Source organism: Cupriavidus sp. D39, assembly GCF_026627925.1.
GTDB lineage: Bacteria > Pseudomonadota > Gammaproteobacteria > Burkholderiales > Burkholderiaceae > Cupriavidus > Cupriavidus ulmosensis.
On the sequence record NZ_JAPNLE010000009.1, the window covers coordinates 4,811,281 to 4,826,744 of the forward strand.

Annotated in this window: 10 protein-coding genes, 1 tRNA gene and 2 pseudogenes; 5 read left to right on the plus strand and 8 right to left on the minus strand. The window is 64.1% G+C overall.

Annotated features, from left to right (window positions below; all coding sequences use genetic code 11):
• The first annotated feature begins 544 nt into the window (after window positions 1–544).
• Window positions 545–805: a hypothetical protein gene (locus OMK73_RS34500; protein ID WP_267605945.1), complete on the plus strand. Its 261-nt coding sequence runs from the start codon at window positions 545–547 to the stop codon at window positions 803–805.
• 338 nt (window positions 806–1,143) lie between these two features.
• On the opposite strand, the gene OMK73_RS34505 is transcribed toward OMK73_RS34500, so the two are convergent.
• From OMK73_RS34505 to OMK73_RS34530, 6 genes and pseudogenes are all read right to left on the minus strand, one after another.
• Window positions 1,144–1,509: a hypothetical protein gene (locus OMK73_RS34505; RefSeq protein WP_267605946.1), complete on the minus strand. Its 366-nt coding sequence runs from the start codon at window positions 1,507–1,509 to the stop codon at window positions 1,144–1,146.
• A gap of 409 nt (window positions 1,510–1,918) precedes the next feature.
• Window positions 1,919–2,896 (minus strand): IS5 family transposase, encoded by a 978-nt coding sequence (locus tag OMK73_RS34510; protein WP_267600512.1) that lies wholly within the window; start codon window positions 2,894–2,896, stop codon window positions 1,919–1,921.
• Between the two features lie 51 nt (window positions 2,897–2,947).
• Window positions 2,948–4,033, minus strand: coding sequence for an IS630 family transposase (locus tag OMK73_RS34515; RefSeq protein ID WP_267605947.1), 1,086 nt, complete (start codon window positions 4,031–4,033; stop codon window positions 2,948–2,950).
• 187 nt (window positions 4,034–4,220) lie between these two features.
• Window positions 4,221–4,296, minus strand: a tRNA-Thr gene (locus OMK73_RS34520).
• Between the two features lie 124 nt (window positions 4,297–4,420).
• Window positions 4,421–4,704: pseudogene (locus OMK73_RS34525) on the minus strand (amino acid permease); the annotation flags it as partial.
• Between the two features lie 317 nt (window positions 4,705–5,021).
• A complete protein-coding gene (locus OMK73_RS34530) occupies window positions 5,022–5,666 on the minus strand; it encodes a TetR/AcrR family transcriptional regulator (protein WP_267605948.1) in 645 nt (214 codons plus the stop codon).
• A 73-nt stretch (window positions 5,667–5,739) separates the two neighbouring features.
• Here OMK73_RS34530 and OMK73_RS34535 point away from each other — a divergent pair, with 73 nt between their 5' ends.
• Window positions 5,740–6,681, plus strand: coding sequence for a crotonase/enoyl-CoA hydratase family protein (locus tag OMK73_RS34535; RefSeq protein ID WP_267606620.1), 942 nt, complete (start codon window positions 5,740–5,742; stop codon window positions 6,679–6,681).
• 186 nt (window positions 6,682–6,867) lie between these two features.
• Window positions 6,868–7,953: an IS630 family transposase gene (locus tag OMK73_RS34540; protein WP_267605949.1), complete on the plus strand. Its 1,086-nt coding sequence runs from the start codon at window positions 6,868–6,870 to the stop codon at window positions 7,951–7,953.
• A gap of 45 nt (window positions 7,954–7,998) precedes the next feature.
• Here the strand turns inward: OMK73_RS34540 and OMK73_RS34545 are convergent, their stop codons facing one another.
• Together OMK73_RS34545 and pepN are read right to left on the minus strand one after the other, a co-directional pair.
• The gene (locus OMK73_RS34545; protein WP_267605950.1) at window positions 7,999–9,015 is read right to left on the minus strand and encodes a class 1 fructose-bisphosphatase; all 1,017 of its coding nucleotides are present in this window, start codon (window positions 9,013–9,015) and stop codon (window positions 7,999–8,001) included.
• A 134-nt stretch (window positions 9,016–9,149) separates the two neighbouring features.
• A pseudogene (pepN, locus tag OMK73_RS34550) lies at window positions 9,150–11,848 on the minus strand (aminopeptidase N).
• A gap of 331 nt (window positions 11,849–12,179) precedes the next feature.
• Here pepN and OMK73_RS34555 point away from each other — a divergent pair.
• Window positions 12,180–12,809, plus strand: coding sequence for a DUF4136 domain-containing protein (locus OMK73_RS34555; protein ID WP_267606621.1), 630 nt, complete (start codon window positions 12,180–12,182; stop codon window positions 12,807–12,809).
• A gap of 268 nt (window positions 12,810–13,077) precedes the next feature.
• Window positions 13,078–15,405 (plus strand): NADP-dependent malic enzyme, encoded by a 2,328-nt coding sequence (locus tag OMK73_RS34560; RefSeq protein ID WP_267605951.1) that lies wholly within the window; start codon window positions 13,078–13,080, stop codon window positions 15,403–15,405.
• Window positions 15,406–15,464 lie beyond the last annotated feature (59 nt).

The following is a 15,464-nucleotide window of genomic DNA, read 5'->3' on the forward strand; positions in this document are numbered from 1 at the left end:
CAACGCGGCGCTGCTCGCTCGCGCGTGAATGACGAGGACTAGCGCAATCGCCGTGCCATATGGCCGATGGCGCTGGCCGGCGCGCCGCAGTCGTGGCGCGAGGTGGGTACGATCAGGCTGGAAGCGGCGCCAGATAAGGGATTGCGGGCGATCTGGCTAGGGCGGGGCGAGGGCGGCGCCGTGGGCCGCCGCGCGGGGGATGGCGCGGTGGTGTTACGCGTTACGTAACGCGGGCTGTGCGGGGAACGCGGTGGCCGCTTTGCCAGCGTCTTGCGCTGAGAGCGAGTGAAGATGGATGGCGATCGATTTATCGGGAATCCGGTGTTCTGGATGCAATTCATACCCCGTTGCATCCCCCATATTCGTGCGGTACCCCCATGGCGGGTGATTCTTTTGCCACTGTTGCCCAAGGTCGGCAGGCGCCGTCAAATCCCGAAGGGAAGGGCGGCGGGCGAAATACCTGCTGCAGGCGCTGGACCGGCTCACGCCCGGAATGGACAACGGAGATTCGTGTCTAACTGGTCAAACGCACCAGGAGGCCGCGATGAGCGCATGTATCAGAAACCTCACAATCTGTGCGGCCTTGTTGCTGACCGGCTGCGTGGTCGTGCCCGCTTATGATGCCTATGGCTACAGCTACCCGGCCTACAGCGCCTATCCCTATGAGCCTTACTATCCCGCTTACCCCGGCCCCTACTACAACTACGGTTGGTGGCCTGGATTTTATGGCGGTGCGGTTTTCTTCGGCGGCGGTGGCCATGGCGGGGGACGCCACGGCGGCCGCGGAGGTGGCCGTGGCCGCTGAGCCGTGTCGCGCTTACGGGTTCATTCAGGCTCAGCCAGTAGCGTGTCGCACCGACCTTCGTCAAGGACATGAACTTTCGCCGCACTCCTTCACCGCGGCGCTCAGCCTGACCTTAGTCCGGTTACGTTGTCGACCACGTCATTCCTCTTTGCAATTGCGGTGCCGACGAGCCAGGCAATATGCAATGGCAGACCGTCGAGGAGGCCAGGGTCAAGGACAGGCGGGAGCGCAGGATCTGCAGCGCTCCATCGTCGACGCGTTGACGTCATTCCAGGCAGCCCGCGGGTGCGCATACCTATGAGCTGGGTGCCGTCCCAAACGGGCCTGTCGCCCCGGTGTCAGCGCTTCCAGGCTATCGGCGCGGAGGCAGAGCAGGTGGCGAATTTGCCAGACCCGGTCCTGCTGGTGGCGACCTGGATGCTTTGCTCGTTGACCGGCTCGAGCTGCCGTTGCCGGCGCTCGGCCAGGCTGTTGGCCACGCTGGTCAACGCTGACTTGCATGCCGCCTCCGCCGCGCTGGAGCGCACGAAGAACTGCGGATAGCGATAGTTGACCATGAGGGTGAAACCGTCCGCGACATACTCCACCGTGTATTCGGTGTTGCTGTCATAGGTCGACATCTGTCGGCTGGCGGATGGCGCGGGCGTCGTGCAAGCCGCTGATATCAGGCAGGCCACTGCTGCCAGCATCTTCTTGTATTGCACAGCATGATCTCCATGGATTGCATTGCAGGGAGCGACGCGCGCACCTTGACACGTGCGAGTCCGCGGCTGGATGGTACCAAGGAATGGCGGCGCAGGAATCCGGAAAAATATGGGGCCGGCATGTTCCTGCAAGGATGGCTTCTTCGAAGCCGATGTACGACTTCGCTATCCGCGATGAAATGAACAGGCGAGCGTATCCGAGGGCAATCGCTTCCCTTAAGATTCGACGGGATCGCTTCAAGGGGGGCGGGTTTGAGGCTGGCCACGCGCTAGGGCTACGCTGAAGAAGCCGCCGTTTTCGTCGACGGCCTGCTGCTGAATTTCGGAATGCGAGATCAGCGACGCGATTGGTTCGATTTTCTTGCCCCGAAGGGCCTTGTAAGCGGGTCTCCCGACCCACTTTGGCCGCTCATGGACGCACCTGTGCCATGAGCCGCTCGCGGCTCATGTAGATGTTGCTCAACGCCAGTGCTGTGAAGGCGCGCGTGGCGTTCTTCGCCAGGCCGCGATAGCGCACCTTGACGAAACCCCATAGCCGCTTGACCACCGCAAAGACGTGCTCGACCCGCGCACGTATCTTCGACTTGTTGCGGTTCTTCGAGCGTCTGGCGTCATCGACTTCACCACTGCGCCTGCGCACACGCTGGTTGGTAAAGTCCTTCGCGTGCGGTGCCTTGCTGGCAATGAGTTCCTTCTGGCTCGCATAGGCGCTGTCGCCGTACACACGCCGCTCGGCGCCGTGCAGCAGAGCCGGCAGCGGATGCTTGTCATGCACGTTCGCAGCCGTCACTACCGCGCTGTGTGCCAGTCCCGTCTGGCTATCCACGCCGATGTGCAGCTTCATGCCGAAGTACCACTGCTGGCCTTTCCTCGTCTGATGCATTTCGGGGTCTCGCGCCTTGTCCGCATTCTTCGTGGAACTGGGCGCCCCGATGATGGTGGCATCCACGATCGTGCCGGTGCCAACCTTCAGCCCCCGCCCTTGCAGTACTTCGCCGACCTTGGCGAACAACTGCTCGCCGAGCTTGTTGCGCTCCAGCAGCCGGCGAAACTTCAACAGCGTCGTGCCATCGGGAACGCGCTCGCGCCCCAGGTCAATCCCAACGAATCGCCGCAATGCAGTGCTGTCCAGCAGCGCCTCCTCGCACGCTTCATCCGCCAGGTTGAACCAGTGCTGCACAAAGTGCATGCGCAGCATGCGCTCCAGACCAACTGGCGGGCGACCGCCTTGACCCTTCGGATAGTGCGGCTCGACAACCTCGCACAACTGCGTCCACGGCACGATCTGCTCCATCGTCTCAAGGAACACATCACGTTTGGTTGGCCGACGGTACTGTTCGAATCCGGCGCCTTGATCGGCCGCCATCGCAAGGGTCTGTTGTTTCATCCGCATTTAACGATTCACCGCCCAACGGCGTTGACCTTTTTCAGCGTAGCCCTAGTGTCCTGCGTCAGAAATTCGCAGACAAAATCTCCTGATGCTGGCGAGGATGTCATCGGCGGACTTGGTCCACACGAAAGGCGTGGGGTTGGCGTTGTTCAGGTCGAGGTATTGATGGATGGCTTGCTCAAGTTGTCGGGTTGATCGATGCGTGCCGCGGCGGATGTATTGTTCCGTGATGGCTGCAAACCAGCGTTCCACCTGATTGATCCATGAGGCGGAGGTCGGTGTGAAATGAACATGGAAGCGCGGATGGCGAGCGAACCAAGCCTTGATCGACGGCGTCTTGTGCGTGCCGTAGTTGTCCATGACGAGATGCACATCGAGCTTGGGTGGCACGTTGGCTTCAATCGTGCGTAGAAACTGCAGGAACTCACTGCAGCGATGTCTGCGATGCAATTCACCGATAACTTTTCCAGTGGCGATGTCCAGCGCGGCGAACAACGTTGTCGTGCCATGGCGCATGTAGTCGTGCGTGCGTCGCTCGGGGATGCCTGGCGCCAGCGGTAGCATGGGTTGCGTGCGGTCCAGTGCCTGAATCTGGCTCTTCTCGTCAACGCACAACACCATGGCTTTGAGCGGTGGGTCGAGGTACAACCCCACGATATCGCGCACCTTCTCCACGAACAATGGGTCGGTGGAGAGCTTGAAGGTCTCCTGTCGATGAGGCTGCAATCCAAAGGCACGCCAGATACGCGTCACGGTCGACGGAGATAGATTTGCCGCGCGAGCCATACTGCGCGTGCTCCAGTGGGTGGCGTTGGCTGGCACGGATTCGAGCGTCTTGGCAATAACCGCATCCACCTGTGTATCATCGATGGACCTCGGTGCCCCTGGGCGCGGCGCATCAAGCAGTCCATCGAGCCGATGCGCCACGAAGCGCGCACGCCATTTCGATACGGTTTGCTGAGTGACACGCTGCTTTGCCGCGACGGTCTTGTTGTCCAAGCCTTCAGCGCTAGCCAGCACAATGCGCGCGCGTAACGCCAACGCCTGTGCGGTCTTGCGCCGCATCGTCAGCGCCTTGAGTTGCTCACGTTCGGCCTCATCCAACACGAGTTCCGCCTTTGGTCTTCCTCTCATCACCGCCTCGCCGTTTGCGTGCCTTCAACGCAGACTACTATGTGGTGTCAATAATGCAAGGAACTTCTGACGCAGGCCACTAGCTACATGGATCGAAAACCCTGTACCGATGGCTGCATGGTGGCTACATGACGTCCAGAAACAACAAAGCCCAACCGGACAGGTTGGGCTAAGTGCTTGAATCTTATGGTGCCGAAGAGAGGAATCGAACCCCCGACCTTCTCATTACGAATGAGCTGCTCTACCGACTGAGCTACTTCGGCCCATCATCCGTTGACAACTGGATGAAGCCCGCAATCATAGCAGCGTTTTTTTACTGGGAAGACCCGGCGCAAAAAATTTGCCGGGAGTCCCCGCAGGCGCGCCGCCAGGTGGCGGCGCGGTCATTCAGGCGGCGTCGTTGGCGGCTAGTGGCGCGGTTTCGGCGCGCTGGCGGAACCAGAGCAGGTAGGCCACGCTGAGCGCCGCCAGGAAGGGGATGCCGGTGAGCAGCGTCATGCGGAAGGCTTCGGTGAACAGGGTGGTCAGCATGATGGCGAGCAACATGCCGGGGCCCAGCAGCGTGAGCACGGGGAAGCCGCGCATGCGGAAGGCCAGGGGCGCTTGCCGGCGGCGACCCATCGGCGGCGGAAGCGGTAGTGGGTGACGAAGATCATGAACCAGGTGAAGACCGGCCAGAGGATGCTCAACTGCCAGGATCTCAAGGCGCTTCTGCGCTGTTCTTAGCACGACAGGACATGCTTTGGTCGGTTTCATGTGGGATTCTCTGCGAAAGGACCTTGTAGAAACTATGGAGGGCGTATGCGCCCTCCGGCACGACCTCGACGAGCGCCGCTCGGCGTGGCTCCGCGCTCGCCGCCCGGCGCAAGGCTTCGCCAGTCGAAGCAGCAAGCACTTCGCGCGTCTTGTCGGCGGGCCAAGAGGAGTGAGTCAGTGATGCGTGCTGTCGTGTCATTGTGGCTCCAGAAGCAAGCAGCGGTCGCGGGTGTCAGCTATCCACCGGGAATTCCTGTTCAAGCAGAAGCCTTGCGGCCCATGTCCATTGGCTGATTAGCTGCTGTCGTCGCGCAGGGCTGCGGCGAAGCACGCCGGAAATCGCAAGGCCACGGAGAAACTCGAGGCTTATTGCCACTACGGGTGCGTACCCCGGCCGGTCGCTAACCTGGGCGAAGACTTCGGCGACGACACGCTCGTTCTCCTTGCGCGCGGGGCGCTCGGCAGCCACGAGTGCAGCACGAAGATCCGGATCGGTGCGTGCAACCGCCCAAAGCTCGAGTTCGGCCATGTATGAAGGCTGCGAGACCGTCGCAGCCAGGGTCTGGATGGCACGCTCGACCGGGTCTGACCGGCCTGTGAGCCGGGCGCGCGTCTGACGCACCGAGGACTCATTGCGGCGCACCAGTTCCTCGATCGTTGCCGAGAGCAATTCGGCGTGGCTTGGGAAGTGGTGAAGCAGCGCGCCGCGGCTCACGCCGGCACGCCGCTGGACTTCCAGTGTCGTGGTGCGCGCCACGCCAATGTCGATCAACGATGACACGGCGGCATCGAGAAGGAGTGCCCGCGTTGCCATCCGCGATTCTTCGCGACGGGTCGGTTTTTCGCCGGCGGGGGATTCATTTTTCGTTTCGATCATGGTGTATAGTCTATTGACAGTCAGTGTTGACTGTCAATAGAGCGTTCCCTACAGTCAGTCATGACGGTCAGAAATCTCATCCTCTTCCACGACGCAACAACGGAACTTCAAGATGCCAGATTTTTCTACATTGACGATCGAGCAGGATCCGCAATCGCCACGCGTCGCGCGCCTGCTCCTCAATCGGCCGGAGCGGCTAAACGCGATCAACGGGGAGACGCCACGAGAGATTCGAGCCGCCGTCGAATGGGCGCAAGCCAATGACGACGTCCACGTTATCGTGGTGGAAGGTGCCGGCAAAGGGTTCTGCGGCGGCTACGACCTGGCCGACACCGCGGAGCAGACTATCGAGCACCCATGCCAGCAAGAGACGTATCCTTGGGATCCCATGGTCGACTACGCATACATGAAGCGCAACACCGAAGACTTCATGAGTCTGTGGCGCTGCAGCAAGCCTACGATTGCCAAGGTCCATGGCTATGCGGTTGCCGGCGGCAGCGACATCGCCTTGAGCTGTGACCTGCTGGTGATGGCCGAGGATGCGCGAATCGGTTACATGCCGACGCGCGTCTGGGGCTGTCCGACCACGGCGATGTGGACCTATCGGCTGGGCCCTGCGCGCGCCAAGCAGTTGATGTTCACCGGAGACACGATCGACGGGCAGACTGCCGCTGCCTGGGGCCTTGCCAATGAGGTCGTTCCCATCGGTGAACTAGAGGCGACGACGCTCAAGCTTGCCAACCGGATTGCCGGCGTTCCGCGCAGCCACCTTGCCATGCACAAGCTGGTGGTCAATCAAGTCATGCTGACAATGGGGCTGGAGCAATCGCAGATGATGGCGACCATGTTCGACGGCATTACACGGCACAACCCGGAGGGACTCTGGTTTCGCCGGTACGCGCAAGTCGAGGGATTCAAGGCGGCGGTGCAATGGCGCGATAGCGGCAAGCCTATACCGGAAGGCGACGAGGCCCGTGCGCTGATTCGCGAGCTGGAAGCAAGGCAGGGCAAATAGTCCCGTGAAGCGTCGTCGGATCCACGCCCCGGATCGGACACCAGTAAAAATGGGGGCAGTCACCAGGACTGCCCCCAAATTTTTCAACATATCTTGCTATCGGCTAGTGTCCTGCGTCAGAAGTTCCTTGCATTATTAGCACCACGTAGTAGTCTGCGTTGAAGGCACGCAAACGGCGAGACGGTGATGAGAGGAAGACCAAAGGCGGAACTTGTGTTGAGTGAGGTCGAACGTGAGCAACTCAAGGCGCTGACGATGCGGCGCAAGACCGCACAGGCTTTGGCCTTACGAGCGCGCATTGTGCTGGCTAGCGCTGAAGGCTTGGACAACAAGAGCGTCGCGGCAAAGCAGCGTGTCACTCAGCAAACCGTATCGAAATGGCGTGCGCGCTTCGTGGCGCATCGGCTCGATGGACTGCTCGATGCGCCGCGACCAGGGGCACCGAGGACCATCGGTGATGCACAGGTGGATGCGATTATTGCCAAGACGCTCGAATCCGTGCCAGCCGCTGCCACCCACTGGAGCACGCGCAGTATGGCTCGCGCGGCGAATCTATCGCCGTCGACCGTGACGCGGATCTGGCGTGCCTTTGGACTGCAGCCTCATCGACAGGAGACCTTCAAGCTCTCCACCGACCCATTGTTCGTGGAGAAGGTGCGCGATATCGTGGGGTTGTACCTCGACCCACCGCTCAAGGCCATGGTGTTGTGCGTTGACGAGAAGAGCCAGATTCAGGCACTGGACCGCACGCAACCCATGCTGCCGCTGGCGCCAGGTATCCCCGAGCGACGCACGCACGACTACATGCGCCATGGCACGACAACGTTGTTCGCCGCGCTGGACATCGCCACTGGAAAAGTTATCGGTGAATTGCATCGCAGACATCGCAGCAGTGAGTTCCTGCAGTTTCTACGCACGATCGAAGCCAACGTGCCACCCATGCTCGATGTGCATCTCGTCATGGATAACTACGGCACGCACAAGACGCCGTCGATCAAGGCTTGGTTCGCTCGCCATCCGCGCTTCCATGTTCATTTCACACCGACCTCCGCCTCATGGATCAATCAGGTGGAACGCTGGTTTGCAACCATCACAGAACAATACATCCGCCGCGGCACGCATCGCTCAACCCGACAACTTGAGCAAGCCATCCATCAATACCTTGACCTGAACAACGCCAACCCCACGCCTTTCGCGTGGACGAAGTCCGCCGATGACATCCTCGCCAGCATCAGGCGATTTTGTCTACGAATTTCTGACGCAGGACACTAGCGCCGCGGCGTTGCACTTCTTCAGGTGCGATGAAGCCGCCGGCGATCAGGCGGCCGGCTTGTCTTCCTGGTGATAACGGGTCGCGCGTTCCACTTCGTTCTTCGAGCCGAGGATCACCGACACGCGCTGGTGCAGCTTCTCAGGCTGGATGTCGAGGATGCGCTCATGGCCGTTGGTGGCGGCGCCGCCGGCTTGCTCGACCAGCATCGCCATCGGGTTGGCTTCGTACATCAGGCGCAGCTTGCCGGGTTTCTCCGGCTCGCGCTTGTCCCACGGGTACATGAAGATGCCGCCGCGCGTGAGGATGCGGTGCACGTCGGCCACCATCGAGGCGATCCAGCGCATGTTGAAGTTCTTGCCGCGCGGGCCTTCGTCGCCGGCCAGGCATTCGTCGATATAGCGGCGCACGGGCGGGGCCCAGTGGCGCATGTTGGACATGTTGATCGCGAATTCCTTGGTGTCTTCCGGGATCGTCACGTCGGATTGCGTCAGCACAAAGCTGCCGGCCTCGCGGTCCAGCGTGAACATGTGCACGCCGTTGCCGACGGTCAGCACCAGCGTGGTCTGCGGGCCGTACACGGCGTAGCCGGCGGCGACCTGGCGGCTACCGGCCTGCATGAAGTCGGCCTCGGTCACGGCCTGGCCCGGCTTGGGCATGTGCAGCACGGAGAAGATGGTGCCGATCGACACGTTCACGTCGATGTTGGAAGAGCCGTCGAGCGGATCGAACAGCAGCAGGTATTCGCCCTTGGGATAGCGGTTCGGGATCTCGTAGATGCTGTCCATTTCCTCGGACGCCATGGCGGCGAGGTGGCCGCCCCATTCATTGGCGTCGAGCAGGACTTCGTTGGCGATCACGTCCAGCTTTTGCTGGGTCTCGCCTTGCACGTTGCCGGTGCCGGCCGAGCCGAGGATGCCGGCGAGGGCGCCCTTGCTGACAGAGTTGGAAATGGCCTTGCAGGCGCGCGCCACCACTTCGATCAGGAGCCGCAGTTCGGGCTCGATCGTGTTGTGCTGGCGCTGCTCCTCGACCAGGTAGCGGGTGAGGCTGATGCGACTCATGGGGATTCTCCTTGGATGGCCGCAATTCTACATGGGCGCCAGCCTGGCAGGCCATTGCCACCGGCCGGTGGGGTGCTGTCGGCGGGGCCGGCGCGCGGTGCTGCCGGCCCCGCTCCGGCCTGCCTGGCGCCGACTTACGGCGCCAGCGCCTTGCTCACGATCTCGCGCACATCGCGGGACAGGTCGCTGGCCGCCGCCACCTGTTCCAGCGCGGCGCGCATGCGGTCGCGCAGCGGCAGCGCGTACTTCTGCCAGCGGTCCATCACCCGCGCCAGGCGCGAGGCCACCTGCGGGTTGATGGCGTCCAGCGCCAGCACCTGCTCGGCCCAGAAGGCGTAGCCCGAGCCATCCTCGGCATGGAACTGGGCCGGGTTGGCCGCGCAGAAGCTGAAGATCAGCGAGCGCGCGCGGTTGGGGTTGCGCAGGTTGAAGGCGGGGTGCTGCATCAGCGCGCGCACGGTGTCGATGGTGCGCTTGCCTGCGTGGCCGGCGCCTTGCGGCCCCACGGTGCCGCGCTGCGTGCCTTGCAGCGAGAACCATTTGTCGATCACCAGCGGGTCTTGCTCGAAGCGCTGGTAGAAGTCGGCCAGCGCGGCTTCGCGCCCCGGGGCAAAGGTATTGACCATCGCGCCGAGCGCGGTGAAGCGGTCCGTCATGTTGTCGGCGGCCTTGTATTGCGCTTCGGCCAGCGCCTGCATGGCGGCGTCGCCGCTGTCGGCCAGGTAGCCCAGCGCCAGGTTGCGCAGCGCGCGCTTGCCGCCGGACACGGCATCCGGGCTGTAGGCGCCCGGCGTGGCATTGGCTTCGAAGGCGGCCAGCCAGTCGGCCTTGAGCGCGCGCGCCAGCGCCTCGCGCATGAACTGGCGGGCGCGGTGGATGGCGGCCGGATCGGCCACGCCCATGCGCTCGGCGAGATACGCTTCGGCCGGCAATGTCAGTGCCTGTTCGCGGAAGGCGGGACTGAGCTGCTGGTCGTTGAGCACGGTGCGCAGCGCGGCCACCAGCGCCGGCTCGAGCTGGAGCTCGCGGCCGGCCTGGCTCTGGGCCACCAGTTGCAGCAGCGCGCGCGTGGTCAGGCGCTGGCCGGCTTCCCAGCGGTTGAACGGATCGCTGTCGTGCGCCAGCAGGAAGGTCAGCTGCGCCTCGCTGTACTCGGCGTCAATGATGACCGGCGCGGAGAAGTCGCGCAGCAGAGAGGCCAGCGGCGGCTCGGCGCCGCGCGGCAGGTTGATGAAGCGGAAGGTCTGCTCGGCCTCGGTGAAGTCCAGCACGCGCGTGGTGGCGCCGGGCTGGCTTTCGCCCTCGAGCTGCAGCGGCAGGTCGGCGCCGCTGGCATCGATCAGGCCCAGCGCAAAGGGAATATGGAAGGGCAGCTTGTCCGGCGTGCCGGGGTGCGTTTCGATGCCGACCTTGGGGCAGCTTTGCGACAGCGTCAGCGCCAGCGTGCCGGTGGCGGCGTCCCACGCGGTGCGCACCGCCACCACCGGCGTGCCGGCCTGGCTGTACCAGCGTCCGAACTGGGTCAGGTCGCGGCCGTTGGCGTCAGCCATGGCGGCGCGGAAGTCGTCGCAGGTGACAGCCTGGCCATCGTGGCGCTGGAAGTACAGGTCCATGCCCTTGCGGAAACCGTCCCGGCCCAGCAGGGTCTGGTACATGCGCACGACCTCGGCGCCCTTCTCGTACACCGTCAGGGTGTAGAAGTTGTTGATCTCCTCGTAGCTGTCGGGGCGCACCGGATGCGCCATGGGGCCGGCGTCCTCGGGGAACTGCACCTGGCGCAGCATGCGCACGTCCTCGATGCGCTTGACCGCGCGCCCGGATTCGGAGCCCATCATGTCGGCCGAGAATTCCTGGTCGCGGAACACCGTCAGGCCTTCCTTGAGCGAGAGCTGGAACCAGTCGCGGCAGGTCACGCGATTGCCGGTCCAGTTGTGGAAGTACTCATGCCCGACCACGGATTCGATATTGCCAAAGTCGGCATCGGTGGCGGTCTCGGCGTTGGCCAGCACGTACTTGGTGTTGAAGATGTTGAGGCCCTTGTTCTCCATCGCGCCCATGTTGAAGTCGCCCACGGCGACGATCATGAAGCGGTCCAGGTCGAGCTCCAGGCCGAAGCGCTGCTCGTCCCAGCGGATCGAGTGGATCAGCGAATCCATGGCGTGGCGCGTCTTGGGCAGGTCTTGCGTCTCCACCCAGACCTGCAGCAGTTTTCCTTGCCGGAGGCGGACCGGATCCGCTCCTCGATGCATTCCAGCTTGCCGGCCACGAGCGCGAACAGGTAGGCGGGCTTCTTGAACGGGTCTTCCCAGACGGCTTCGTGGCGGCCATCGGGCAGCTCGCGCTCGCTGATCAGGTTGCCGTTGGACAGCAGTACCGGGTAGTCCGCGCGCTGTGCGCGCAACGTGACCCGGAAGGTCGACATCACGTCGGGGCGGTCCAGGTAATAGGTGATCTTGCGGAAGCCCTCGGCTTCGCACTGGGTGAAGAAGTTGCCGTTGGAGACGTAGAGGCCGGACAGCGACGTGTTGGCGGCCGGCTGGCAGGCGGTGACGATTTCCAGGGTGCCGTGCGCGGGCAGCTCGGGCAGGGTCAGGCTGCCGGGCGCCTGCTGCGCGCCTTCCAGCGGCTTGCCGTCGAGGCGGACCCCGACCAGCTCCAGTGCCTCGCCGGCCAGCACCAGCGGGCCGGGTGCCCGGCGCGTGAAGCGCAGGGTATTGGTGACCACCGTGCGCGCCGGATCGAGCTCGAGGTTGAGGTCGACGTGCTCAAAGGCGAAGGCCGGCGGAGTATAGTCTTTGCGATGGACGGTAACGGGCGTGTCGGTGCGCAGCATGAAGGGATCCTGTCCTCTGAGGGCCACTTGGGGCGGCATGGTCGCCATGGTCACGGCAGGGGGCAGGGCGGGAAGCCGCTGCCGGGGTCGCGTGCCACGGCACTGAAGAACCCATTGTAGCCAAGCGCGGGCGCCCCGGCTCGGGCGCGCGGTGCTGGTGGCGGATCGCGCCGGAATTCCGAGCGCCCGGCACGGTCTGAGTCACACAATGGACAACGAATCGATGAGGGGCAAGATGCCAAAACAATGGCTGGCGAAGCTGTGGAAGCTGGCGAAGCTTGGTCAGGGCTGGGGCCGGATAGCCGGCGAAGGCTTGCGCGGCAGCCGGCTGATGCTGAGCGCGGCGCTGCTCGGCGCGGCGCTGCTGTCCGGCTGCGCCAGCACCGTCACCACGGAGGTGACGGCGTTCCGCCAGGGCAACTGGCAGAACGATCCGCCGCGCACGTATGCGTTCGATCGGACCAGCGGCCAGGAGGCGCAGCTCGAGGACCAGACCTATGAGCAGTGGCTGGCGCAGGCGCTCTCCGGGGTCGGCTTCGAGCAGGTGGCCCGGCCGCAGGCGCACTACCTGGTCAACATGGAGTACGACAGCAACGCGCGGCTGATGCGGATCCAGGAGACCAATTACGTCGACCCGTGGTCACCCGGCTTTTATCCCGGCCCATACTGGGGGCCTTACTACCGCCCCTGGGGCCCGTACGGCTGGGGCGGCCCGGGCTACTGGCCGCCGGTGACCACGGTGCGCGATGTGCCTGTCACCCAGTCCACGCTGCGCGTATTCTTCAAGGATGCCGCCACCGGGCGCCGGGTCTACCAGGTCACGGCGAATCACCGAGGCGAGGGTTCGTCCCTGCAGGCGGCGATGCCCTACCTGATCCGCAGCGCCTTCGTGCAGTTCCCGGCGGCGGAGAGCGGCCGGCCGAGGCGGGTGACATTGCCGCTGGACCCGAATGACAAGTAGCAGGTAGCAAGCAAACAGCAACAGGCGAGGCATTGTCTGTGCGGCGGTAAAAACTGAATTGCCCGGCGAAAAGCCTTAAAACCCTGGATGCACCCGTGGGAGGGGCTTCGCGCCGGGCTTGGGTGAGCTAGAATGACGGCTCGATTTTTCGGCCCGAGCCGCCGGAGCCCGTCTTTGAAAGCTGCAATGGAAGATTCCGGCAAGCACGCCGGATACGACCGGCGCGGCCTTGGCGGGCACTGGCTGGGCCACTTCCTGGACGAGCATAATGACCAGCAAGACCGGCGGTGATGCACCGCAACATGCCCCCAACAGTCCTGAAGCGCAATTGCGCCTGGCCGCGCTGGAATACCACCGCAGCCCGACCAAGGGCAAGATCCAGGTAAACGCGACCAAGGCGCTGTCCAACCAGCGCGACCTGTCCCTGGCCTACTCCCCGGGCGTGGCCTACGCCTGCGAGGAGATCGCCAAGGATCCCGCGATGGCCGCCGAGTACACCTCGCGTGGCAACCTGGTGGCAGTGATCACCAACGGTACCGCCGTGCTCGGCATGGGCGACATCGGTCCTCTGGCCGGCAAGCCGGTGATGGAGGGCAAGGGCTGCCTGTTCAAGAAGTTTGCCGGCATCGACGTGTTCGACATCGAGCTCGATGCGCACGACCCGGACAAGATCGTCGAGATCGTGGCCGCGCTGGAGCCGACGATCGGCGGCGTGAACCTTGAAGACATCAAGGCGCCCGAATGCTTCTACATCGAGAAGAAGCTGCGCGAGCGCATGAACATCCCCGTGTTCCACGATGACCAGCACGGCACCGCCATCATCTCGGGCGCGGCGCTGCTCAACGGCCTGAAGGTGGTCGGCAAGGACATCGCCAAGGTCAAGCTGGCGGTTTCCGGCGCCGGCGCCGCGGCCATCGCCTGCCTGGACACCATGGTGGGCCTGGGCGTGACCCGCTCGAACATCTCGGTGGTGGACTCCAAGGGCGTGATCTATGTGGGCCGCGACGCCAGCATGGAGCCCAACAAGGCCCGCTACGCGCAGGAAACCGCCAACCGCACCCTGGCCGACATCGTCAACGGCGCCGACGTGTTCCTGGGCTGCTCGACCGCCGGCGTGCTGACCGCCGAGATGGTCAAGACCATGGCCGACAAGCCCATCATCCTGGCGCTGGCCAACCCGGAACCGGAAATCCGCCCGGAAGTGGCCAAGGCCGCGCGCCCGGACTGCATCATCGCCACCGGCCGCTCGGACTACCCGAACCAGGTCAACAACGTGCTGTGCTTCCCGTACATCTTCCGTGGCGCGCTCGATTGCGGCGCCACCAAGATCACGGAAGCCATGAAGCTGGCCTGCGTCAAGGCCATCGCCGACCTGGCCGAAGCCGAGCTGAACGACGCCGTTGCCGCCGCCTACGGTGGCCAGGAGCTGAAGTTCGGCCCCGACTACATCATCCCGACCCCGTTCGACCAGCGCCTGATCGAGAAGATCGCGCCGGCGGTGGCCAAGGCCGCTGAAGAGTCCGGCGTGGCAACCCGTCCGATCAAGGACCTGGAAGCCTACCGCCAGCAGCTCACCCAGTACGTCTACCACACCGGCCTGATCATGAAGCCGGTGTTCACGGCAGCCAAGGCCGCGCCCAAGCGCGTGGTCTATGCCGAGGGCGAAGAGGAGCGCGTGCTGCGTGCGGTGCAGACCGTGGTGGACGAAGGCCTGGCCCGTCCGATCCTGATCGGACGCCCGCACGTGATCCAGATGCGCATCGACAAGGCCGGCCTGCGCCTGAAGGCCGGGACGGACTTCGAGCTGATCAACCCGGAAGACGACCCGCGCTACCGTGCCTACCACGAGGCCTACCATGCGCTGCGCGGCCGCGACGGCGTCACGCCTGACATGGCCAAGGTGGCGCTGCGCCGCTCCAATACGCTGATCGGCACCATGCTGATGCATATGGGCGACGCCGACGCGCTGCTGTGCGGCACCGTGGGCCGCTTCGAAGCCCACCTGGAGCACGTGCAGGACGTGATCGGCCTGGCGCCGGGCGCCAAGGTGTTCGCCGCGATGAACGCGCTGATGCTCGAGAAGTACACGCTGTTCATCACCGACACCTTCGTCAACGACGATCCCACCGCTGAGGAACTCGCCGCCATCACGCAGCTGGCCGCCGAGGAAATCGCGCGTTTCGGCCAGCACCCGAAGGTGGCGCTGATGTCGCACTCGATGTTCGGCTCGTCGAACCGCCCATCGGCCAAGAAGATGCGTGCGGCCCAGGAGATCCTGGCCCGCGAGGCACCGCACCTGGAAGTGGAAGGCGAGATGCAGGGCGACGCCGCCCTGGTCGAGGACGTGCGCCGTCACTTCCTGCCGGGCACCAAGCTGGCCGGCAGCGCCAACCTGCTGGTCATGCCGACGCTGGACGCGGCCAATATCGCCTTCAACCTGCTCAAGATCACGGGCGGGCAAGGCGTCACCATTGGCCCGATCCTGCTGGGCGCGGCCAAGCCGGTGCACATCCTCAACCCGCAAGCTACCACCCGCCGCATCGTCAACATGACCGCGGTAGCGGTGGCGGAAGCCAACGCCAGCGCGGCGCGCTGATCCTGCGGCGCGGCCGGCTTGCCGGCCGCCGCCCAATGAAAACGGGGCTCCTGGAGCCC